21 protein-coding genes are annotated in these 23,405 nt (G+C 45.8%); 13 read left to right on the top strand and 8 right to left on the bottom strand.

What is annotated here, in order from left to right; genetic code table 11:
* Positions 1-214: 214 nt before the first annotated feature.
* The gene (locus tag ACWA2B_RS19340; protein ID WP_318628183.1) at positions 215-559 is read right to left on the bottom strand and encodes a DUF805 domain-containing protein; all 345 of its coding nucleotides are present in this window, start codon (positions 557-559) and stop codon (positions 215-217) included.
* Between the two features lie 430 nt (positions 560-989).
* Here ACWA2B_RS19340 and ACWA2B_RS19345 point away from each other — a divergent pair, with 430 nt between their 5' ends.
* The 3 genes from ACWA2B_RS19345 (at position 990) to ACWA2B_RS19355 (ending at position 4,359) form a co-directional block, all read left to right on the top strand.
* Positions 990-3,425: a LamG-like jellyroll fold domain-containing protein gene (locus tag ACWA2B_RS19345; RefSeq protein ID WP_069010121.1), complete on the top strand. Its 2,436-nt coding sequence runs from the start codon at positions 990-992 to the stop codon at positions 3,423-3,425.
* Positions 3,426-3,811: 386 nt separating this feature from the next.
* Entirely contained in the window at positions 3,812-4,012 is a 201-nt protein-coding gene (locus ACWA2B_RS19350; protein WP_007428290.1) for a cold-shock protein, read from the top strand.
* Between the two features lie 131 nt (positions 4,013-4,143).
* On the top strand, positions 4,144-4,359 hold the full coding sequence (locus ACWA2B_RS19355; protein WP_013308357.1) for a cold-shock protein: 216 nt from the start codon (positions 4,144-4,146) through the stop codon (positions 4,357-4,359).
* A gap of 105 nt (positions 4,360-4,464) precedes the next feature.
* On the opposite strand, the gene ACWA2B_RS19360 is transcribed toward ACWA2B_RS19355, so the two are convergent.
* Positions 4,465-5,286: an alpha/beta fold hydrolase gene (locus tag ACWA2B_RS19360; RefSeq protein ID WP_029516859.1), complete on the bottom strand. Its 822-nt coding sequence runs from the start codon at positions 5,284-5,286 to the stop codon at positions 4,465-4,467.
* Between the two features lie 186 nt (positions 5,287-5,472).
* Between ACWA2B_RS19360 and ACWA2B_RS19365 the strand changes: the two genes are divergently transcribed.
* On the top strand, positions 5,473-5,805 hold the full coding sequence (locus tag ACWA2B_RS19365) for a hypothetical protein (protein WP_029516858.1): 333 nt from the start codon (positions 5,473-5,475) through the stop codon (positions 5,803-5,805).
* A 50-nt stretch (positions 5,806-5,855) separates the two neighbouring features.
* Here ACWA2B_RS19365 and ACWA2B_RS19370 read toward each other — a convergent pair whose 3' ends face one another.
* Together ACWA2B_RS19370 and ACWA2B_RS19375 are read right to left on the bottom strand one after the other, a co-directional pair.
* Positions 5,856-6,401: a GNAT family N-acetyltransferase gene (locus tag ACWA2B_RS19370; RefSeq protein WP_165149216.1), complete on the bottom strand. Its 546-nt coding sequence runs from the start codon at positions 6,399-6,401 to the stop codon at positions 5,856-5,858.
* 205 nt (positions 6,402-6,606) lie between these two features.
* On the bottom strand, positions 6,607-7,176 hold the full coding sequence (locus ACWA2B_RS19375) for a hypothetical protein (RefSeq protein ID WP_449292523.1): 570 nt from the start codon (positions 7,174-7,176) through the stop codon (positions 6,607-6,609).
* Positions 7,177-7,393: 217 nt separating this feature from the next.
* Here ACWA2B_RS19375 and ACWA2B_RS19380 point away from each other — a divergent pair, with 217 nt between their 5' ends.
* The 6 genes from ACWA2B_RS19380 to ACWA2B_RS19405 all read left to right on the top strand — a co-directional run bounded on the left by ACWA2B_RS19380 (position 7,394) and on the right by ACWA2B_RS19405 (position 12,131).
* Entirely contained in the window at positions 7,394-7,807 is a 414-nt protein-coding gene (locus ACWA2B_RS19380; protein WP_029516855.1) for a GntR family transcriptional regulator, read from the top strand.
* On the top strand, positions 7,804-8,517 hold the full coding sequence (locus ACWA2B_RS19385) for an ABC transporter ATP-binding protein (protein WP_069010117.1): 714 nt from the start codon (positions 7,804-7,806) through the stop codon (positions 8,515-8,517). Before ACWA2B_RS19380 ends, ACWA2B_RS19385 begins: the two co-directional genes overlap by 4 nt.
* Positions 8,514-9,281: an ABC-2 transporter permease gene (locus ACWA2B_RS19390; protein ID WP_029516853.1), complete on the top strand. Its 768-nt coding sequence runs from the start codon at positions 8,514-8,516 to the stop codon at positions 9,279-9,281. The genes ACWA2B_RS19385 and ACWA2B_RS19390 overlap by 4 nt, the downstream gene beginning before the upstream one ends.
* Before the next feature lie 40 nt (positions 9,282-9,321).
* The gene (locus ACWA2B_RS19395; RefSeq protein WP_342434736.1) at positions 9,322-9,807 is read left to right on the top strand and encodes a CcdC protein domain-containing protein; all 486 of its coding nucleotides are present in this window, start codon (positions 9,322-9,324) and stop codon (positions 9,805-9,807) included.
* A gap of 332 nt (positions 9,808-10,139) precedes the next feature.
* On the top strand, positions 10,140-11,360 hold the full coding sequence (locus ACWA2B_RS19400; RefSeq protein WP_449292524.1) for a stalk domain-containing protein: 1,221 nt from the start codon (positions 10,140-10,142) through the stop codon (positions 11,358-11,360).
* 93 nt (positions 11,361-11,453) lie between these two features.
* Positions 11,454-12,131: a hypothetical protein gene (locus ACWA2B_RS19405; protein ID WP_165149208.1), complete on the top strand. Its 678-nt coding sequence runs from the start codon at positions 11,454-11,456 to the stop codon at positions 12,129-12,131.
* Between the two features lie 93 nt (positions 12,132-12,224).
* On the opposite strand, the gene ACWA2B_RS19410 is transcribed toward ACWA2B_RS19405, so the two are convergent.
* The 3 genes from ACWA2B_RS19410 to ACWA2B_RS19420 all read right to left on the bottom strand — a co-directional run bounded on the left by ACWA2B_RS19410 (position 12,225) and on the right by ACWA2B_RS19420 (position 19,019).
* Positions 12,225-13,229: a LacI family DNA-binding transcriptional regulator gene (locus ACWA2B_RS19410; RefSeq protein WP_449292525.1), complete on the bottom strand. Its 1,005-nt coding sequence runs from the start codon at positions 13,227-13,229 to the stop codon at positions 12,225-12,227.
* 161 nt (positions 13,230-13,390) lie between these two features.
* Positions 13,391-16,831, bottom strand: a complete 3,441-nt coding sequence (locus tag ACWA2B_RS19415; RefSeq protein ID WP_449292526.1) for a GH36-type glycosyl hydrolase domain-containing protein — start codon at positions 16,829-16,831, stop codon at positions 13,391-13,393.
* A gap of 25 nt (positions 16,832-16,856) precedes the next feature.
* Entirely contained in the window at positions 16,857-19,019 is a 2,163-nt protein-coding gene (locus ACWA2B_RS19420) for a glycoside hydrolase family 3 N-terminal domain-containing protein (protein ID WP_449292535.1), read from the bottom strand.
* A gap of 601 nt (positions 19,020-19,620) precedes the next feature.
* Here ACWA2B_RS19420 and ACWA2B_RS19425 point away from each other — a divergent pair.
* Genes ACWA2B_RS19425 through ACWA2B_RS19435 form a run of 3 tightly spaced genes read left to right on the top strand, consistent with a single transcriptional unit; the run spans position 19,621 to position 22,668 of the window.
* A complete protein-coding gene (locus tag ACWA2B_RS19425; RefSeq protein WP_029516846.1) occupies positions 19,621-20,874 on the top strand; it encodes a sugar ABC transporter substrate-binding protein in 1,254 nt (417 codons plus the stop codon).
* Between the two features lie 36 nt (positions 20,875-20,910).
* Positions 20,911-21,795 carry a carbohydrate ABC transporter permease gene (locus ACWA2B_RS19430; RefSeq protein ID WP_013308374.1) on the top strand — a complete coding sequence of 295 codons (885 nt, stop codon included), beginning with the start codon at positions 20,911-20,913 and terminating at the stop codon, positions 21,793-21,795.
* A 12-nt stretch (positions 21,796-21,807) separates the two neighbouring features.
* On the top strand, positions 21,808-22,668 hold the full coding sequence (locus ACWA2B_RS19435) for a carbohydrate ABC transporter permease (RefSeq protein WP_370682672.1): 861 nt from the start codon (positions 21,808-21,810) through the stop codon (positions 22,666-22,668).
* Positions 22,669-22,761: 93 nt separating this feature from the next.
* On the opposite strand, the gene ACWA2B_RS19440 is transcribed toward ACWA2B_RS19435, so the two are convergent.
* Positions 22,762-23,349 (bottom strand): RNA polymerase sigma factor, encoded by a 588-nt coding sequence (locus tag ACWA2B_RS19440; protein WP_039274262.1) that lies wholly within the window; start codon positions 23,347-23,349, stop codon positions 22,762-22,764.
* Positions 23,350-23,405 lie beyond the last annotated feature (56 nt).

Here is a 23,405-nt window from a genome sequence, read left to right on the forward strand (position 1 = left end):
TAGTTACCAGATTCTAATATACATCATACACACCCAATCTTAGTGCCAGCTTAATACTCGTTTAAAATAAACTAAAAGAGGAGAATGTAAACAGGTAAAGCTAAAAAAATTCACGGATGTGAATAATGGAAGTAATTTTACCCTTTGAATTCTGCCGGATATGAAAAAAACCTCCTTCACAAAAGTGAAGGAGGTTTTTAGACAACTACAACCATTACAATTTAGGGTTTTTTCCATATTTATTGTCGTTAGGCTGACTGTCTTGGCATGCGAATACAATCAAAATAATTGACCCTACAAGAGGAATCAGAGCGATTAGAATCCACCATCCGCTTCTGCCTGTATCATGCAGTCTACGGGCCAGAACGGCCAAGGATGGCAGCAAGACTGCCAGAGAGTAAATGTACGTCAATATCGGAGTTAAGCCCACAAGACCATCGATCAGACCGACTATAAAGCTGGCAATTACGCTAAATAGAACAAACATCCAATACTCTGTACGTCTTGCTCTACCTTGGAATCCTACATAGTTTTTTAATCCATTTAAATACCATTGCATATATTTTCACCTCCTCATAAAATGTAAATATTTGTATTATAATCATCATAAAACAGTTGTTTTTAAATATATCGGCAGGTAACATATAGAATTTTACTTGTAAAATTATAACTTTAAACTAGGAATTAAAGCAATACATTTATTATAATTAATAATACAGTGAATAATTTATAAAAATATAAAATTACATATTGAATTTTCCATATCCATTGAATAATATAGAGGTACGGTTAACCGTCAGGTTTGAATAGGCCTTCTTAACAGAAGGTGCTTTTATTTTTCAAATCTATTGAAAGCGCTTTAAATTGGACAGGAGGGATAAGTAACTTTAAATTCGAGGGCGAAGAAGTTAATACAAACATAATCCTGACCGCTTTCCCAAAATTGTTTTATGTTATCAGGGATGTTCAAAACGAGAGGAGATTAATTTATGAAGCATTTATTTGTTCGTAAAGTAACGGCAGCTTCACTCGCAGGTGCGCTGTTGTTGCCTGCTTCTTTGGTAGGCGCCGAGCAAACACTCAATTTAGATACAGTTGAGGCTCAAAGTGTGGGTCAAACTTCCCTTCAGGCTCAAGATATGGGGAACCTTTCAATCCAAAGTAAAAAGGCCGTTTCCTTCAAGGAGACTTCCGTACATGATCCATCCATCCTGAAAGTGAAAGACACATTTTACATTTTTGGCTCCCATCTTGCGGCTGCCAAGTCCAAAGACCTCATGAATTGGGATACGATTGCTACAGGAGTGGCGAATGGTAATGCATTAATTCCCAACGTTAAAGAAGAATTAAAGGAAGCACTGGATTGGGCGCAGACAGACACGCTGTGGGCAGCTGATGTCATTCAACTGGCAGATGGCAAGTTCTATATGTATTATAACGCTTGTAAAGGTGATTCCCCGCGTTCAGCAATGGGCCTAGCAGTTGCTGATAAAATTGAAGGGCCGTATAAGAATAAAGGGATTTTTCTAAAATCCGGTATGTGGGACCAACCGAGTGAGGATGGGGCGATCTATGACGCAACCAAGCATCCGAACGCCGTGGACCCGGACACCTTTTACGATAAGAACGGCAAGCTGTGGATGGTATATGGCTCCTACTCAGGAGGCATCTTCATTATGCAGATGGATGAAAAAACAGGGAAGCCGCTCCCAGGTCAAGGCTACGGGAAAAAGCTGACAGGCGGCAACCATGCTCGTATGGAAGGGCCGTACATACAATACAGTCCGCAAACGGACTACTATTACTTGTTCCTATCGTATGGTGGATTGTCAGCGGATGGCGGATACAACCTGCGGGTGGCTCGGTCCAAAACACCGGATGGTCCTTTCTACGATGCTGAAGGCAACGATATGATCAAGGTCAAGGCGAATCCGGACAAACCACTTTTTGATGACGCTTCCATTGAACCATACGGTGTCAAACTGATAGGTAATTACCTGATTCCAAGAGAAATTGGTGATCCGGGTACAGGACTGGGTGCAGGCTATGTGTCGCCCGGACACAACTCGGCTTATTATGATCCCAAGACGAAAAAGCATTTTGTCATTTTTCATTCACGTTTCCCTGGGAGAGGCGAACAGTTTGAAGTGCGGGTACATGAAATGTTCATGAACGCTGACGGTTGGCCTGTGGTTGCTCCTTATCGTTATTCGGGAGATGAGGATTCACTGAAAAGGCTGTCAGAAAAGGATGTCCTCGGTCAATACTCGTATGTAAATCATGGAAAGGAAATTTCGGCAAATATTAAGCAAGCTGTTATCGTCAATCTGGATCGCGGTGGCAAACTGTCTGGTGGAGTGAACGGTACATGGAAGTTGGGGGCAGACAATCAGTTGGAAATTACAGCAGAGGGCACGAAGTACAAAGGTGTATTCCTGCGGCACCGTGATCCAGACACAGGTGCCAAGACGCTTGCTTTTACCGCGTTGTCCTCCAAGGGTGTTGCGGTATGGGGTTCGCTAAAGCCTGACCTGAAGGCCAGCAAGATTGTAACTGCTGTGCAGAAGGACCTTAGTCTGGGCGATACGAGCAATGTTCTTTATAATCTGACGCTACCTACTCAAGCAGCACAAGATACCACTATTTCATGGGAGTCCACCCACCCGGAGAATATTTCTGTGACAGGTGATGTATACCGTCCAGAAGCCGGTTCTCAGCCTGTAAAAGTTACATTGACGGCGACCATTAAAAAGGACAAAGCCACCGCTAAGAAAAGCTTTACAGCCATTGTTCCCGGGCAGGCCCAAGGTCCTCAGCTCGCACGCTATTCGTGGAATGAAGATCAAGGAACTACGGTTGTCGACAGCACATACAATCAATTTGATGGTAAGACCTATGGTGGTGCTGCATGGGATAAAGACGGGAAGCTTGGCGGTGCGCTTGTCCTAAACGGTAAGGATGGTTACGTGCAACTACCAAATACAGTAACAGATGCGAAGGATTTTACCTTTTCCGCTTGGGTGAACTGGAAGGGCGGTGCAGCTTGGCAACGGATTTTTGACTTCGGCAACGGCCAAGCCCGGCATATGTTTCTTACCCCTTCCCAAGGTAGCGGTGTACTCCAGTTTACAATCCATGAAGGTACGGATCAAAGCTTGCTTTCCAAATCATCATTACCGCTAAACCAGTGGACACATGTAGCGGTTACACTGGAAGGGAATACAGGGAAATTGTATGTAAATGGTGAGGAAGTAGCTGTTAATGACGGTATTACCTTTAATCCCAATGAGTTGCTGACGAGCGAGGCTTATCTCGGCAAAAGCCGCTTTGCCGCCGATGCTTACTTCAATGGCAGCCTGGATGAAGTTCAATTGTATAACAAAGCGCTGACAGCAGAGGAAATTAAAGCACTGGCAGAATTGTAGTTCAAAATAAGCAAATAAACGCAGGAGATGGGCTTTTATTAAGAAGTTCGTCTCCTGCGCAATGTTTTGTATATTTATTTCTTGATTGCTGGTATAATAGGTAGCAACTGCGGATATAATGTTTTAAGTAGGCGTTAATGACTCGCTCCCGCCGAATGAACACAGCTTTGAAGCAGCAATAGAGAACATAAGCACTCTGCATAAATTAAATTCACCAGTGCTTGCGTTTTCAATACACTTATGGTAATATGAGTATATTGAGATTGTGACCTGAGATTCGCATATTGTAGAGGGCTATTGTTTTAGGTTGAAATAACCTTGTGCAATATGTGAATTTTTATTTGTAAAAAATAAAGGTCATATAAATACATTTTGGAGGTAATTCCATGCAAACAGGTACAGTTAAATGGTTTAACGCAGAAAAAGGTTTCGGTTTCATCGAGGTTGAAGGTGGAAGCGACGTATTCGTACATTTCTCCGCAATCCAAGGCGAAGGTTTCAAATCTTTGGACGAAGGCCAACGCGTAGAATTCAACGTAGTTGAAGGAAACCGTGGACCACAAGCTGAGAACGTTGTAAAACTGTAATTTTAAATTACAGCCTACTTCAGATGCCCCGAACATAGCGTTTGGGGCATTTGTTTTTATCTGTTCATAAGACCGTTTTTGAACTGATTACATCTTATCGCTTTATAAATCATGAAGAAAGAGGGATGTTTATGTACAATTCACGGAAAAAGCCAATGGATGAGATTCCTGAGGAAATTACAACTGTCTGGAATTGCGCCAGCGATACATGTAACGGCTGGATGCGAGATAACTTCGCTTTTTCTGTCGAGCCGACATGCCCCATTTGCGGTTCTGCCATGGTGAAGGGCGAGAAAAAGCTGGCTGTTTTAAATAATACGAGCTTCAACCATACCAAACAATCCTAAGCGGATAAATGTTTGTAGTGAAAGATGCCCCATAGCCATTAACGGCGCTGAGGCGTCTTTTTTGTTTTTTATAAATATAAATTATACATAAGGATGAACAGGTTTTCAATTATGTGCGGAGGATGGGGCTAGTATGCTCAGTAAGATAGAGTTAAATTCGGGTAGCGCTTCGTAAAACACACCGTGGCCGCTTCGTTCGAAAGGAATAAGTCTTGATCCGGCAATTCCTTTTTGAGTTTGGACAGCCAGGGGGAAAGGACAGACCCGATCCAGCTTGCCGTGTAGAATCCAGGTGGGCACGTGTATACATGGCAAATCAGGGCGCAAATCAGAGTCACGTAGTGAGTACAAAGTACAAGCCATGCTATGAACTGTTGCCGCAAAGCCCTGGTCACGTAACCAGTCGCGTAAGCTCTGGCTGACGGGATTAGCAAACAACATTTCGCCAAAAGAAGTTACCAGTTGTGGACGATCTGTATAGGCTTGTTTGATGAGTTTATCTACCTCTGTGACAGGAGTACCATAAGGAAAGTCGCTGGTTGGGGTGAATCGAGGCGTAGCTGCTCCGATCAGGATCAACTGATTGACACCAAATCCCCGGTGTCTGCTCATGTAGCGTGTAACCACAGCTCCCCCCATGGAAAACCCGATCAGCCGTACCTGATTTAACTGAAGTGCCTGCATCACAGCCAGCAGATCGTCTGCCAATCGATCATAATTGTATCCATGCCATGGTCGATCAGACTTGCCGAACCCCCTAAGGTCGATCTGAATACAGCGATACCCGTAAGCAGGCAGCAAGGCGGCCTGGTATTCGTACATTCGGTGATCCAGCGGCCAGCCGTGCACCATCAGAACAGGGATGCCTTCTCCAATATCCTCGACATACAGCTTCACGCCGCGTTCCACCTCAATATAATATCCCATCGTGTTCACCCCTTTAGAAATCACGGAATTTCGTCTCTCTCACATATATGTAGCCAGGGCTTAGCTCATTCGAGAAAGGGATGGGACTGTCACGATATAAGCATATAGTATGTTAAAAAATGTATGTCATCCTGTATAGGGATAGGATATAATTATGGAATGAAACAGCATCGGGAGAGTGGAACAATGACACCATCAAAAACATTAAAATGGATTACAGGCGGATTGGAGCTATTTTTAGCTATTCCCGTTTTGGGCGGGCTACTCGTCGTAAATTCCGCGTATACTATATTGTTCTTTATGCTGATTTTCCACATTGTTACGTTGGTACTATCGGTGACGAATAGAGAGTCTTATTATGGATCTATTTTAGGGATCGTGACCTCGGTTATTGGATGGATTCCGATTGTGGGCTGGTTGATGCATTTGCTCTCAGGCATATTTTTGATGATTACCGCAGCTCAGCAGCCGCGTGATCAGTATCGTAATCGCAATCCTTATGATGATTATCGCTACTAGGGTAAGTGATTGATACGAAGATGAAAGATCCTGTTGAACAGGGTCTTTTTTTATTTATGAAATCTCCCCATGATAATGGTGTTGTAGTATTTGCCATCTGAAAGAACCTTATCGTTTTTTAATAACCCTTCGATTTCAAAACCATGTTTTTTATAAAGCTCAATGGCTTTATCATTCGTTTCCAAAACTTGTAGAGTCATTTTCTTGATGCCATTGGATTCAGCCCAGGAAATAGATTTTTTTAAAAGATTCGTCCCGATCCCGTAACTCCAAAAATCCTTTAGTACACATACGCCGAATTCAACTTTATGAGAGAATCTGCTCAGAACATGGCCCTCACATCTTGAAAATCCGACGATTTTATCATGAACTACTGCAACTAAAAATAGGTTTCTGTTATTCTCTGTATCCGTTTCGATGAGCTGTTCAAAACCGGATGTACTTATAAATGCTTCTCCCTTCTCTCTGTCTAAATTTTCAGTTTCTCCATCAATCAGCAAACGGATTTCAGACAAATTCTTCGCATCTTGAATCATGGCTGATCTGATCGTATAGCGCATTCCTTGCACATCAAATTCCTGTTGATTTATTTTCATTACGTTCTCCTTTTTATGGATTAGAGTGAAAAATGAATTCTGGATCATGTTAGTCTACCATATTATCTTATTTACATGATAAATAAGCCTATCTCCTTATGTTGTATCGCAGCAGGGGACAGGCTTATTGTCGTCTCTATCCGTACAGGGAAGCCGGACGGAGATTTATTATACATGAGTGGATGTGCCCAAACGGGAGCTGTAGCTATTTCTGCTTAGTAGAGGCTTTAGCTGCATTGGTTTTAGCAGGAGCCTTGGCATCTCCTTGAGCAGGAGTTTTACCTGCATCCGCTTTACCGCCATCTACTGGTGGTTTGGATGGTTTCACGCCATTCACCATATCTGTCATCATTTGTTTTAGATTAGAAACGCGTTGGTTATATTCGGTTGCTGTAATTTTACCGTTTTGTTTTTCCGTAGCCAGTTTCGCTTTCATATCCGAAACCATTACATCAATAACAGAATTTATACTTACGCCTTGTGCTTTGGCGATTGTAGCAAGGGATTTACCTGCTTTCAGCTGTGTATCCAATTGACTGGAGGATAATTTTAATAATTTCAGGAGAGCTTTGTTCTCAGCATAGTTTCCTCCTGCGATTTTAGGGCCGTTAGCATCGCCTGGGTTACCCTTAGGTGCCTGTGCTTTGTCTGCAAGGGGAGCCTTCTCAGGTGTAGTGGAAGCAGCATGAGCTGCGCTTGTGGAGTACAGTGCTCCGCCTCCTAAAAATGCTAACGCCATCGTTCCAGCTAAAATTGCTTTTTTGGTGCTCTTCATCTTCATTTTCCACCTTTCAGTAATGGGGTGTTTGGTACGTGGTACATCATAAGGGATCAACTTGAATGCTATCTGAGTGTAAGCTGAGCATTTACTGAATGAATTTGGAGAGCGTGACTAACTGACATTTTAGCTAATAGAGTACTTGTATTATGTGTATTAAGTGATATAATACACTACAGGCACGAAAGATGCAGCCGATTAGGGGGAAACACCCATGGAAGAACAACGGGTTGGCTCGTTCCGATTTTTAATTGACTTTAGCCAGCCATTATATGAACAAATATTAAATCAAGTACGAAGCTCCATTGCTAAAGGGGAGATCGAAATGGGAAGCAAAATGCCGTCTGTTCGTGATCTGGCGCAGGAATTACGCATGAATCCGAATACCGTGATGCGAGCGTATCAGGAGCTGGAGCGGGACGGATTGACTGAGAAACGGCGTGGTCTAGGCACTTATGTTACGTCATCCAGTGAGCGGATTGCCAGCTTTCGGGAACAACTGGCTATGACGTATATAGATCAGTTTCTCGGACAAATGAGCAGCCTGGGACTATCCTGGGGAGATGTTCAGCAGTATATACGAAGCAAACAGGACGGAAATGAGAAGGAAGGAGGCGATAAGGCATGACGGAGTCTGTTGTGGTTGCGAATCATCTGGTGAAGCAATATGGCAGTAAAAAAGCGTTGGATCAATTGGATGTTGTCATTCCGGCAGGACGCATAGTAGGCGTGCTTGGACCCAATGGCTGTGGGAAGTCCAGCTTCTTTCGAGCGATCACTGGATTGATTCAGCCAGATGGGGGCGAGCTTCAGGTGTTGGGCCGACAGCCTGGTTGGGAAACCAACCGGGATATATCCTATCTTCCTGACCGGGCACGCTGGTACCCTAATCATACAGTTCAGCAGACGCTGGAATGGGGGAAGTCCTTTTTGCCTGGCTTCAATATAAAAGATGCCTATAAACTTGCTGATCATATGGACGTGGAGTTGGAGCTGAAAATGGCCGGGTTGAGTCGCGGACAGGAGGCGCGTGTGCTACTGATTTTATGTTTGGCACGTGAGGTTCCACTCATGATTCTGGATGAACCGTTCGCAGGTATTGATGTCCTCTCCAGAGAGGCGATTGTGGCCGGGATTATTGATTATTTGGAGGGTCGGCAGCAATCTATACTCATTAGCACGCATGATATTCAGGAAGTGGAAGGCTTGTTTGACTACACGGTCATGATGGGCCGCGGACGGATCCTATGGTCTGGTGATTCGGATGATCTGCGTGCAGAGCATGGCTCGCTGAATCAGGTGTTCCGCAATTTGTACAAAAAGGAGTGGAAGGCGTGAATTCATCAGGGCTGTTCAAAGATTTAATACGCCATGAATTTCGAAATAAAGGAAGCTGGAGAAAACAGAGCCGCAATCGACTACCGAGATCGTGGAGACTTGTGTATTTCTCACTATTTCTCATTGCGGCGTTCGCTATTTCCTTGTACTTCGCGCTTCACAACCAACTCGAATTGACAAGGCTGTGGTATGTGACCCTGGGCTTGCCGTACATGATCATTTTCATGGGTGTGGGAAGTTTGAGACGAGAATGGGAAAATGACACCTACGGATGGTGGCTGACCCTTCCCTATCCGCGCATGTGGCTGATTAGCGCCAAATGGATTGCGGCAATTCTACAAACCATTGTCGTGATATTGTTCCTGTTTGTGGTGGGTTCTCTGTACGCATTGTTCATCTCATCAACGATACAGCCTTATACGCTCGCGGATGCAGCGTGCTTTATTGTAGCTGGATTGAACTGGTTTGTGATGATTATCGCTTTCACACCTTTTGTTATTGCGCTGGGCCTTCTGACTGCCAGTACCAAATACAGTACCTTGCGGCCGCTTAGCCCGATACTGTGGATTCTTTTGATGGGTGGCGGGAGTGTCTTTTATTGGTCGGGCGATCATGGGCTTTATGAGCAGTTTGATCATGCTCAGACAGGACAGTGGTTTTCTTTTACCTGGCATTTCCCGGTTGCGGTGTTGATCAGTTGGATTGCTGCGTATATATTAATCCGCTTGAACGCTTATTTGTTGGACAAAAAGCTGTCGATTTAGACTAGCGTATCCATATGATCTATGAGGAAGGAGTTACACCATGACGACGATATTCATATATGCATTGGTAGCTGTTCTGGTGGGCCTGATGATCTGGTTAAGAACCAAGAGACGAAGGGGGCCGATAAAGGGAAACGGAACACGGATTCTCCTCCCCTTGTTTATCGTATTCCCGCTTATGATGATGTCTGTGTACCAATTAATGCATATTCCCGGTCAAACGTACGCGCCCCCCGCCTTTTGGGAACTGCTGGCTGCCGGGCTATTAGGGGCTCTGTTTGGCTATGTTATTTTGCTGCATACAGCGTATGAAAGACGGTCTGACGGTCTGATTTATCCCAAGCCGAACCAATATTTTAAATATATTATTATCGCTATTATCCTGATTCGCGTTGTTTTGACCCAGTACCTTAGTAGTTTGGGTACGTCCGAAATTAGCATGCTGGCAATTACGATGGCGTTGGTGTATATCTCGATCTGGCGAATCGGCAGCTTTATCAAGTTTCGGAGAACGTTATCCGTATAACAATAGCAGTGGGGTTAACAGCGGCTTACTATTCAAAAAGCGTTCATTCGCTTGCCGATAGGAGCCGCTTTTTTGAGTTTCGGCATTAGCAAGTTATCACACATTGTTATTGCTCCCCATATCCTTTATTCTAAGGCTTGTGGCTTGCATTGTAGCAGTACAAATATAAATTTTGAAAGGGGGGGTATTGAGGTTTCAAAAGATTTAAATGGGGTTTAAAGTTAGGTATGCGGGGAAAAATTGCTTTTTCGTGATTAGGTGTAACTTTATTAGTTACATAAAAAGGAATTGTATTCATATTCTATTTTACAGGTTGAGAGGGGCTTACATTCATGAAAAAACATACGGTTACTGCTGCACTCGCTGGTTTGCTTGTTCTGTCTTCTGCTGTACCGGCTTTAGCGGCCGAGGTAAAACCTGATACGGGTATTCAGGTTTGGGTAGATGGCAAGAAAGAGGCTTACAAGATTGCTCCTATCGTGGAAAATCAGCAGGTTTTGATTCCTTTGAGACAATTGGCTTCCAGTTTGGGGATTCCACTGGATTCCAAGCATATTACGTTCAATACGGCGCGTCAAAGCACAACCATTCGTTATGATCAGGCGACGGTTGTACTGATGTCGGGCAGCCCGGAAGCGCAAATCAACGGGATTAAGGTACCGCTGTCCACCTCACCCATCTTGACTAAACAAGGGGTAACCTATGTACCGGTCGATGTCATCAAAGAAGCATGGGGCAAGCAAGTGATTTGGGACCCGACCAGCAAAACGGTGCAAATCGGGGTGAGCAATAAGGATAAGGTTATAGAGATTCTGAAAAGCTTTGAAACCGGAAATACGAAAGCGGCCGAGACTTGGATCAGCAAGGATCAGTACATTCAGCACAATCTGAGCTTTGCTAGCGGGAGAGATGCCTTGCTGCAAGGGATTAGCCAATTGAAGGGAGCCAATGTACAGGTTGAAATCCAACGTGTTATTCAGGATGGCAATGTTGTAGCGGTTCATTATAAAAAGTCCATTGCAGGGAAAACTAGCATTGTGTTTGATATTTTCCGCTTCGATAGCAACGGTAAAATTGTCGAGCATTGGGACAACATACAGGACTCGGCTCCAGCCAATCCAAGCGGACATACCATGATTGACGGAACAACACAGATCACGGATCTCAACCAAACTGAGACGAACAAAACACTGATCCGCAAGTTTGTGGATGATGTCCTGGTTGGCAAAAATCGTGCTGCATTGGAAAGCTACTATAACGGTGACCATTACATTCAGCATAATCCTCTTTTTGGTGACGGTGTATCCAATTTGAAACAAGCATTTTCCGCAGCGGGAAGCCAGGGTTCTCCCTTTGGATATGATCAGGTTCACATGGTCATTGGAGAAGGCAACTTTGTGCTGGTTGTGAGTGAATTGACATCGTCTAAGGGAACTTCAGCCGCTGTCTATGATCTGTTCCGGGTAGAGAACGGCAAGGTAGCGGAACATTGGGACGTAGTTCAGGAGGTTCCAGCTAAAACAGAGTGGAAAAATACAAACGGCAAGTTTTAAGAAAGTGCATTTGTGGTATGGCGTGATTGGCATGCTTTCCTAATCGTCCTCTTCCTGTTAAAATGATGCAAACTTATAACAGGAGGTTGGACGATGGAAGGCTTGAAGCAACGTGTGGGCTGCCTGCATGCACATCACTCGAACATAGCCTATGTGGAACGAGCTTTGGCTTCTTATGAGGTGGAGCTGATACATTTTGTGGACCCTGGGCTTATGCGCCGGATCTCGTCAGACCCGCATTTTTCTGCGGACGATGCCAGTCGCAAGGTAGAAGAGCAACTGAGATGGATTGCCCAAAGCGATATAGACGTTATTTTGATAACGTGCACGAATTATATTGTTTTGGCAGAAAAGGCTCAATTGACCCTGTCTACACCAGTAATTGCGCTGGATGAGCCCTTTTTTCATGAGATATGCGATGATTTGCGGCCACGGACCTTGGTATTCACGAATCCGGCTACTGTAGAGGGAACGATGAAGCGTCTTTATCATACGGCTGCTCTGTTAGGCAAACCGGATATCTCTCCTTTGATAGAGGTCAAGGTGGTGGAGGACGCTTTTGAATTGATTATGCAGGGACGTGAAGACGAGTATAAGGAACTGCTGGTTCGTTCGCTGTATGAGCTAAGGGAGGCTGATCCAAGCAGAGGGCTGGCTGTAGCACAGTTGTCTATGGTTGATGCTGCGTTACAAGTGGAGCTGGAGACGGGGCAAACGATTGGTAATCCCTTACGGTCGTTGTCGAATTCAATTGAGGACTTGTTAGGTTAAAAAGTATAACCAAAAGAACTTCCAACCCGTGTACTGGGACTGTGGAAGTTCTTTTTTTGGAGGTCGGCGAGCAGGTTACTTCTGCGTTGCTCATCACAAATTCTGTTGATCTTGGGTGATGAATGCTACGCCTGCTGATTCTCTTTGGACAAGCGTAACGTATAAACGTTCATGCTCCACGTCTTCCCCGGCAATGATTTTGAGAACTTGTTCGGCAGCTACAGCGCCCCATTTACGTTTGGAGTAGTCAATCGTTGTCAGACGGGGCTGAATATATTGCGCCAGCTCGATATTATCAAAGCCGACGATATGAATATCCTTGCCAATCGTCAGCTCTGACTGAGCCATTCGATTGTAAAAGCCCACTGCCATTTCATCATTGAGACAAAATACGGCTACAGGTTCCAAACCCGGGCCAACTTGTTGCTGCAAAATGATCTCAGCCGCCTGTTCACCGCCCGATTTCTCAAAATCGCCGTAAATTTCAATCATTTCAGCGACGCCGCTACGCTCAATGGTCTGCTTGACCGCCTGCATCCGTTGCCATGAATCGTAAGAACCTTCTGGTCCGGTAACCACATAAAGCTTACGGTGTCCCAATTCCAATAGATGTTCTATGGCGAGAGCGGCGCCTGCTTTGTTATCCAGCAGCACCTGGTTAATGTTAGGATGATTCAGTTCACGGTCCAACACGACAACTTTATGTCCTCGCTCGGCGTAGTTCAGTAGCTCCTGACTTTCAAACGTCTGATCCAGCACAATGGCGCCGTCAATCATGCGTTCCGGCAGCATTCGGTGAGACTGCTTACCGCTACATACGATGAGATCATAGCCCTTGCGGTTCAAAATTTCCTTGATGCCGTACAGTAAATCTCCATAAACGTCTCCACGAAAATCAGTTAGGAAAACGCCAATAATTTTGGTCTGCCTTTTCTTGAGATTACGTGCGGCGGCATTGGGCACATAGTTAAGCTCTTTGGCAATGGCTAAAATACGTGCGCAAGTTTCTTCTGTTACCTTATCGCTACCATTCAAGGCATATGAAACGGTAGATATGGAAACGCCCGCCTGTTTGGCGATATCTTTAATGCTGACCACATCGTCACCTCCTTGTCGTCCGTCTTATCATTGCTATTGTATATTCATTATTAACCACATATCTATTCCAAATGTCGTAGTCCTACACCTAAGCAGCAAAGGGCGATCCCGCAAGATCGCCATCCCTTTGTTGCCTATACCAGATTAGCATCAAAAACTCTTTATAAAATAATCTCCAGACGATGTACACCATCATGCTCTGCTAACGTCTGCTCGAAAACCTCGCGTTTGATGCGTAAGGCACCGGAGCGGTAGCGATTATCGCCGGCTGGCTCGCTTTCCAGTGGTGTTCCATTCAATACTACACGGCCCTGCTCACCGCCAGTATGCTCTTGCAACATACGGTAGACGAAGGTGATCGGTTTCCCTGCAAAGGAAAACTTAAATTCCAATCCGTCGAGATGATCCGGCAGCACAGGGTCCAGGATCAGGTCTTCGCCTGACTGACGAACACCAAGGACATTCGATATCAGCTGATTCATATAGATTCCCGGACCGCTGGAATAGATTCTCCAACCGCCTTTGACGGGTACGGCTCCTTCACGCAGTTCACCAAACCGTTCCTGTGCTTCATAGCGGGAATTAAATTTACCGTCCGAGCTACTGAAATAGGCGTTGCTTTGGCGCCATTCGGCATTCGGTACGGACGCACGGATGCCGACCGGATTGATGAGCTTCAAGCTATGCCAAGCGTCATCCTTGCGTCCCAACTTGGCCATCGCTTCCGCAAAGCGGATATGGGCATGCACATATTGCAGCCCGACTTCACGTCCAAAGTTGGCCGCTTGCTCTGCGCGCTTGAAGTGCGAGCTCACACCGCCATCATACTGTGCAGGACGGTTCATCAGACGCACACCATCCGGGCAGAGGAACTGCTCACGGATGAGTTGCTCATGAGCCAATGCTTGCTCAGGCGTGAGCAGCTGGCTGATCATGCTGCGCGTCATCGGCAGCAAGCGGTAATGGATTCCCGTCTCAGTGTCAGACGGATGGAGCATCAGCTTAGGTTGACCGGGCTCTTCCATATACACGAAGCCCGGAATAATTCCGCTCTCCAGCATGTAGCGGTTGAAGTCTTTACGGATGCCATTGGCCATCTGATGTAGATCTTGTGCAATCTTGTCGGCTTCGCTTACTACACCCGCGGGGGCCTGCTCCAAAGCTGCAGCAAAGTTACTAATAACTTGGTAGGTGAGTGCAACCGTCCAGCTGCTCGCCATGTATTGCTTCAGCTGTGCATTGGCTGGCTGGAGGGTATCGTCCCAATCGCCGTCGCCATAGGCCGACAAATACGTATCATGCAGGAAATTATCTCGAATGTATTCGATTTCCTTCAGGGCATGTTCCATGAGAGTCGCGGTCTGCTTGGTATAATCGAAAGTATGTCGATGGGTGTAAGGTACATTTTCTTCCAGAATACTGTAATCACGGGTAGCGGTCAAATAATCGCCCAGTACCTTGAGCGGCCAGACGATAATATCCCCATGGCTTTCTTCTTGCTGCACGTGAGTATAGTTGTCAAACATAAACCATTGCGGCCAGTTTCCGCTGTCCTCGTACTGATGGCTGAAGACAGTCAGCAGAATGGAACGAACCTCATCGAACTTTTGCACAGCTGAGAAATATTCCACAGGCCCCTGACACACATCGCGTGTTCCCCAGGCTGCACCGCCGTATTGCTCCAGACCGTGAGGTACAGAATAGTGAACGAGCATATTATGGGTGTACCACCAAGCCACTGCGTTCACACGGAACAGCTCGCTTGTTTCATGTTGACCCAGCGATAGATGGAAACCGTTCATAAGCTCGGCAAAATATGCCCGATAGTGCTCGCGCTCATCTTCAAAGGAAGCGTGACGCTCTTTGTGTGCTGATTCTTGCCCGGCTGAAAGTCCATTCAGCCAACCCTGCACGGTGCAGGTCCATTCGCTGCTGTCACCCAGCTCTAGCACAACCAGAGATGCATCAGGGGAAGCATTACCCTGTAGCAGTGCGTGAGCGTCGCTCACATGCTGTAATGGAGCGCCTTCTATGTGCATTCGGTACAGCAGGTCGGGATAGGCTTCGGCACTCAGGGAAGCAGAGTCTGCCCGGAAGAGTAAGGCGTCGCCTTCACGTTCCATATGAAACGGAAGCTCATATTCGTTCACATGCATAGACATTTGCTGAGTGATGAGGAACGGATAGGTTTGGCCACTTGCCGCACGCATGTGAAGCCGTACTTCTGGGCTATCGGCATTCGTATAGTTTGTAATAATGAATGTATCGTCAGCCGTTTTGTAGTACCAGCGCACATAATTAAAGCCAATCTCGAACAGGGAAGGCATCGTGAGCAGGCGGTATTTCCCTTGGATTCCGACATAAATGCGCTGACCGGATGTCTTGGGAATATTGAGCGCATTACGCGCGTTGGTAATCATTTTGTTGAAATTCGTATTGCCGATTACGAGCTGGGAATTGAACACTCCGTACATATAGGAGGTGGTTGTAATGGTTTCTTCCTTACCTCCTGAGTAATGCCCGCCCATTAAAATGTGCCCGTGGGGACGCTCTACACGAAGCTCTTTGGATTTGAGTACAACATGCTCATAGCTGTCCGTGAAAAAGGAAAGGAGTTTATTGCCATCCCGTTCTTCTTCCTGCCGTTTCGGGAAAAGTTGATTCACTTCGGCATCGGTGAAGTCCAGCGTACGCAGCGGCTCACCGATGGTTTGAGCTGGAGCCACACGCCCTGCCTGAAGATCACTTGCCGCGTGTGTCGGTATGCTGGTCTCAGAGGCATCTGCTAGAACGGCAGTTACTTCGTCGCGTGCCTTTGTCACCAGTTCCTGATACTCCAGCTTTGTCACTGCGGCTGGATGATTGGGCTGGAACAGACCGTAAAAAGTAAAGCGAGCTTCCCCGGCAAGTTCCACTCGCTCGGACTGCAATGCGGTATAGGCGAATTCGTATTGGTATACTTCATTGGCGAGCGAGTCGCGACGGAGTGCTTCCGGCTCATTCGTTTCCTTGTACGATAGTCCAAAGAACTGAAAACCGTCAGTCGAGTAACCAACAGTGCGGGTTAACGAGCCTTGTTGAATGTATGGGAATGTCTGACTTTGAGGCTGGTTTTGACGTGAGCAAACGGTATAGCCTCTTTGTTCATTATGGTAGACGGTGTGGTCAATATATTGAGACAAATAAGCTTCATTACTGCGTACAGCAGCGGTATCGGCAATGCCGATATCCTGACCGTACACGACATCTGCTTCCACGTCATCGCCCTGTAGGGTTACATCCCAGAACCATACTCCCAGGCGGCTTAGCGTGAAGGTCACCTGATAGCCTACACCAGCGGTGAAACCTTCCCAAATAATCTGCTGATCTGTTTGTCGAATTACTCCCGGTGAGCGAACTCCAAGCAGGGGAGTGATACTTACACCGGATGGACGGTACAATCTCAAGTACAGATTGTTCAGGGAACCATCGACTGAATTGGTCAACAGCTGGTTGATCATCGTTGAGCCATGGGCGATCTTATACACATCACCGCTGCTCAAGAAGGTAAAAGACAGGTCGCCGGCCCGCAGCAAAATATTTTGATCCAGACTTGTATTCATCAAAGGGAACGCCTCACTTTCTTGTTTATTTCACTAACCGAAAACGGCTTTCGCTGGTATCTCGGCTGTTAGGTCCTGTAAAGACGGCAAATTCACCGCTGTCACTGCTGAAGCTCAAATCTGCATGATGATAGCGCAGCTGAGGCTCGGTCAATGCAAATTCCACTTCCCGGCTTTCGCCTGGGGCAAGAAGGACTTTGCAGAAATCTTTCAGTTCTTTCATTGGGCGAACCGTATCACCGCTGATATCACGAACATAGAACTGGACGGTTTCCTCGACTGGACGTGTTCCTGTGTTCGTTACCTGCACTTTCACGGTCAGTTCCTGACCAGGTATAAGGGTATCGCCTGAAAGCTGTACGCTGTCATAAGCGACATCGGTATAACTCAGTCCATAGCCAAACGGGAATAAAGGTTCGTTCGGTACGTCTAGATATTGAGACACATAACGTTCTTTTGTATTCGGATCTAACTGCGGGCGTCCTGTATTAAAATGATTGTAGTACACGGGCACCTGTCCGACCGATTGCGGGAATGACATGGTCAGGCGACCCGTAGGTTCGGCATCACCGTACAACAAATCGGCAATCGCCGCGCCGCCTTCGCCACCAGGGAACCAGGCTTCCAGTACAGCGTCTGCTTCTTCAATAACACCGTGCAGATCCAACGGACGACCATTAAATAATACGGCTACCATAGGCTTGTTCAGCGTCTTCAGGCGCTTTACCAATTCCAACTGGGCTTGTGGTAGGCGAATATTGGAACGGCTGCCTGCTTCACCACTCATATCCGAGCGCTCTCCAAGCGCCAACACGATAACCTCTGCTTGGCTGGCAGCTTGCAGAGCTTCTGCATATTGCTCCTCAGTTATATCGTCGATAGAGCAACCTGTCGCAACCGTGAGCAGCGAGGAGGATATTTTCGATTGGAACCCGTCAACAACGCGAATAGCTTCCTCTTGCGAACCGCTCCACGACCAAGAGCCCAGGATATCACCGTTCTCTGCAAAAGGCCCGATCAACGCAATATGTTGATTGCGATTTAATGGAAGAACGGAATCATTTTTGAGCAACACGCAAGATTTAATAGCTAATTCTTTGGCAACCGTACGATGAGCTTCACAGAACACAACTTCACGTTCACGCTCAGGGTCTGCGCCGCGTAGCGGATTTTCGAACAAGCCCAGCTTTTGCTTGAGCTTCAATATACGCATTACTGCTTCATCAATGAGTGTTTCATCCAGCTGTCCGCTGCGAACCAGCTCAGGCAGATGCCCGTTATAGCAAGAGGTCATCATTTCAATATCTACGCCAGCCAGCAGTGCTTTCTTCGCTGCCTCGCGCTCATCCTCGGCGATGCCGTGAGGGATAAGCTCCTTGATGGCGGCCCAATCCGAGATGAGTACACCATCAAAGCCCCATTCATCACGAAGCAAATCACGCATCAGGCGCTTATTGCCCGTTGCGGCTACGCCTTCTACGGTATTGAAGGACGTCATCACCATTTCGCAGCCTTCATCTAAGGCAGCTTTATAGGAGGGAAGATAATACTCTCGCAACTGCCATGCGGATACATCTACAGTGTTGTAATCCCGTCCGCCTTCGCCAGCTCCATATGCGGCAAAATGCTTCACGCATGCGGCCACCCGGTCGGTATCGTTCGTCAGATCTTTACCCTGAAATCCGCGCACAAACGCACGGGCAAATTGACTGTTGAGATGAGGGTCTTCCCCAGTAGATTCCATCACACGGCCCCAGCGTGGGTCACGCACCAGATCGACCATAGGGGCGAATGTGACGTGAACACCGGATACAGCCGCCTCGCGGGCAGCAATGGTAGCGCTCTCTTCTGCCAGCCGCATATCCCATGAGCAACCAATAGCCAGCGGTATAGGGAAAATCGTTTTGAAGCCATGTACAATATCTGCCATAACTAAAAGCGGAATACCCAGACGATTTTTACTCAAATGAGCCTGTTGAACACGAATCGCTTCCTTAGCCCCTGCGAGGCCTAGCACGGAACCGACGTTGTGGATATTTTTCTCTGTGATGCCGAGCGAAGCCATAGGTCCGGTAATTTGACTATCTGCTCCTGCTTCTTCAAAAAAGGCGCCTACAAGCTGTAGTAGCTGATCGACTTTTTCTTCAAGCGTCATGTTTTCTAAATAGGAATTCAGGTGTTGTTCCATCATAATCCTCCATAAGCTGTATTGTTGGTGGACAGCTCTTTTTTTCAGATTCATGAGATTTTTTGGATAAAATTGATTCAAAAAAGTACTGAACAGGCTAATAGCTAGTATAGAAGCATAATATTCTGTTGTATTATTAATCGAAACGTTTCTATTGTTGAACTCAGTTGGATTATATACGCTTTCAAATGAAGAGTCAAATCCAATTCGGGAAGTTTTTATAGAATAAATAACGTAATAAAGATGATATAAATGTAAAAAAGTCGGAATTGTAGGTGAATAAAAAATAATATTCCTATTGAATACGGTTTCAATTTGTTTTATAATGACTATCGAAACGTTTCTATTGAGGGGTATGGTCCTTGTGCTTTGAACATAAGTGTTATAGCGGTATGCTTTAATCGCTAGGTATTTACATGCATCAGGATTTTACAAAATTCGATTCTTGTCGTTTCAAAGTGCAATATATGGACGAATTAAACCATTTCGTTCTATATAATGTTCATTGGAAGTTGCTTATTGAATTTTTGCAAAGTCCTCGTATTTGAATCCGTTATCATATTGCATGATCGGTAAACCGGTCATCTCGGGAGGAATTCGTATGATGAAAAGAACGTTAGGGATCATTTTGGCAAGTACCTTATTACTGGGGGGCGCGCTGGTGGGCTGCTCGTCCAAGGATGATTCGTCTGGCAAAGATGCGAGTGGCAAGACGACCATTACCTTATGGGGTATGGGAGCGGAAGGAAAGCTGCTGCCTGAAATTGTGAAAGGTTTTGAAAAGGAAAATCCGGATATTCATGTTGAGGTACAGGCGTTGCCTTGGGATAACGCTCACGATAAGCTGCTGACAGCAGTTGCTTCAAAATCCGGTCCGGACGTGGTTCAGTTAGGTACATCATGGGTTCCAGAACTTGCGTCTGCGGGTGCATTGACGGATATTACCCCTTATATCAGCAAGTATCCTGAGCTGGAATCGAAGAATTTCTTCGAGGGTGCTGTAGGTACGACAAAATTTGAAGGAAAACCGGTCGGTGTGCCTTGGTACACTGAAACGAGAGTTTTGTTCTACCGTTCTGACCTGCTGAAACAAGTCGGATATAATGAAGCACCTAAAACGTGGGAAGAGCTTTCCGATGCTGCCCAAAAGCTGGCGGCTCGGGGCAAAGGCAAATATGGTATCTCCTTTAGTGCAAAGGAGCAGTCTATGGGCTTTATGTTTGCTCTCCAGAACGGTTCCAAACTGGTTGACGAGCAGGGCAATCCGCTGTTCAACCAACCACCGTTTGTAGATGCTGTGAAGTATGTAAATACCTTTTTCCAAAATGGCTCTAACGCAGTGGATATTGGAATTGACTCCGTTCAAGGTTTGCAAGGCGAGGGGATCGTTCCAATGTTTATCAGCGGTCCTTTCATGATTAAAGAAATCAAGAGCAAGGCACCAGAACTGGAAGGTAAGTGGAATATAGCGGAGCTTCCTGGAAAAGTAAACAACCTGTCCGTTTTGGGTGGTGCCAACCTTTCAATTATGAAATTCAGCAAGCATCCAGAGGAGTCAGCCAAATTCCTGGCTTACATGAGCAAACCAGAAACGCAGCTGAAATGGATGGATCTGTCCAGTAACTTGCCTGCGACTACTAAATCGTGGGAAGATGCCAAACTGAAGAGTGATCCGATGCTTCGGACGATTCGCAAACAGCTAGATCATTCCGCAGCATTGCCGCAACTGGCTGCATGGGAAGAGGTTTCTCAACAATTTATCAAGAGCTTCGAGCGTATTTACCGCGGTCATGCCGATGTACAAAAGGAAATGGATGACTTTAATCAGCAGGCTGCAAGTATTATGAAAAAATAATGATCCATATCCGCCATTGTCAAAGGGAGTGAAGGCATGAAAGGAAGCTCGCAGAAGCTTGCGCCATACTTGTTTATCGGTCCCTCCATCATCCTGTTAACGCTGTTTTCGCTGTTGCCGATACTACTGGCGCTCGTGATCAGCTTCACGGATATGGATCTGTCCGGACTCGTTAATTATGATAGTATTCGCTTTATAGGTCTCGAAAATTATACAAACGTACTATTGGACCCTTCCTTTATAAAGTCCCTTGGTAATACCCTGTTCTTCGTCATCATAGGTGTTCCGTTGGTGCTGATATTTTCGCTTAGCATCGCGATTCTGATTAACATGGGTAAATCACGTGCGTTCAAAGTATTCCGCGTCGTGTTCTATCTACCGTCCGTAACGAATGTAGTTGCGGTCGCGGTCGTTTGGAGCTACTTGTATAATCCGACGCTTGGATTATTCAACTATGTACTTGGTTTGATGAATTTAGGTCCCGTCCCATGGTTGACCGATCCAACAGTTGCGAAAGTTTCGTTAATTGTGTTAGCAGTTTGGCGGGGCATCGGCTTAAACATGATTATCTTTATTGCGGCTATTAAAGGGATTCCGGGTTCTTATTATGAAGCGGCTCAGCTTGACGGTGCCAATACATGGCAGCAAATTCGTTATATTACGCTTCCGCAGCTTCGTTACGCTATTTTCTTCGTGTCCATCACAACGATGATCGGCTGGCTGCAATTTTTCGAGGAACCGTTTGTCATGACCAAAGGGAAACCGCTCGATGGCACACTGACGGCATCCCTGTTCATTTACAATAACGGCTTCCAATTTAGTAAATTCGGGTATGCCGCGGCGGGATCGTTCATTCTGTTCTTCGCAATCATTGCGGTGACGCTGATTCAGTTCCGTTTGCAAAATAAAGCGGAGTCCTGATAGAGAGAGGTGATGAACGTGAAAACAGCTGTTCAGCAAGCCCGCGCCAATACGCGCAGTGGTGAAAAAACATTTCAATGGTTCGTGGCGACTCTCCTGACCGTGGGAGGTCTGTTGATGGTGCTGCCTTTTGCGTGGATGATTTTATCCTCCTTTAAGACTGAGGGCGAGGTAACCCAAATTCCCCCGACCATCTGGCCGCAGCATTTTACACTGGATAATTTTAAATTACTATTCGATAGCATGGCTTTTGGAACCTATCTGACGAATACGCTGATCATTGTTTTAGCTTCCTTCTTCGGATTATTCCTGAATGCCATGGCGGGTTATGGCTTTGCCAAATTCCAATTTAAAGGCAAAGGGTTTCTGTTCTATCTGGTACTGGCAACGATGATGATTCCAGGTCAAGTGACAATGATTCCCGTCTATTTGATTCTGAACCAGATGGGATTGACCAATTCCATGCTGGGGATTGTCCTGCCTGGATTGGTAGGCGCGTTCGCGATCTTCCTGTTCCGGCAGTTCATGTCCGATATCCCGGAAGAACTGCTGGAGGCGACACGTCTGGATGGAGCAGGGGAGTTCCGCACTTTTTTACAAATCGTACTGCCCATTTCGACGCCAATTATCGCAGTACAGGCCATCCTGACCTTCATCGGCGGATGGAACAGCTTCTTGTGGCCACTCATTATTGCGAACGATGAGAAGCTGTACACCTTGTCCGTCGGACTGTCACTGCTCAAGGGACAGAACGAAAGCCAATTTGCCCTTCAAATGGCAGGCTCGACCTTCATGGTCGTTCCGATCATGATTATCTTCATTGTTTTCCAAAAGTATATTATTGAGAACTATACGATTTCGGGGATTAAGTAATCGTGTAGTGTGAATACAATTCATAGTCACAATACGAACAGCGGAGCTTCTCTTAGGAAGAGGGGCTCCGCTTTTTTGCTTTCATGGATAAATTTATATATGAGTTAGACAATATTGATGAGACAATGTACGAAGTTTTCTTTTCAGTCTATAGATTCGAGTCGTTGTAGCCGTAACCGAAATATTATATTTGACAGCAAGGAAGGGCACAGCCAGTTGTCGACAAAAGTAGTCTTCATAGAGCGTATATTCATTGTTGGAAAGCTGCATTAGTATATTAACGATAACCGTATCCACATCTCCCAATCTACGATTTTCCCACTCCTCCTCTACCGAATTTGAATAACTACAGATCTTCTCACATTCAAGCGTAGTTTCATGCTTTTTTTGTGTATAGTAGCACCTAAATGATTTATATATAAGATTTTTAGCCGTGAGGTACAGCCAACCTTTTACATTGGGGTGTTGTTTGAGCTTGACCAGTTGCTGTCTTGCCGCTACAAAAGTATCTTGTGTACATTCTTCTGCCATAAATGTAAAGCAAGACTGATTCTTGACTAAATGCATACAGAAACGGTATACCTCGCTCAGATAAAGTTCACAAATTTTTCTGTAAAAGCATCTGGAACTACCTCTGCACTGATCCTCTTTGCAACAGTCGATAACCATCGTGGTCGGCATTTGTTCAAGCCCCCTTTGGACGGATAAAAAAATAAGTGATTTTTGTATGTGCCAAT

Source organism: Paenibacillus sp. CMM36, assembly GCF_053570945.1.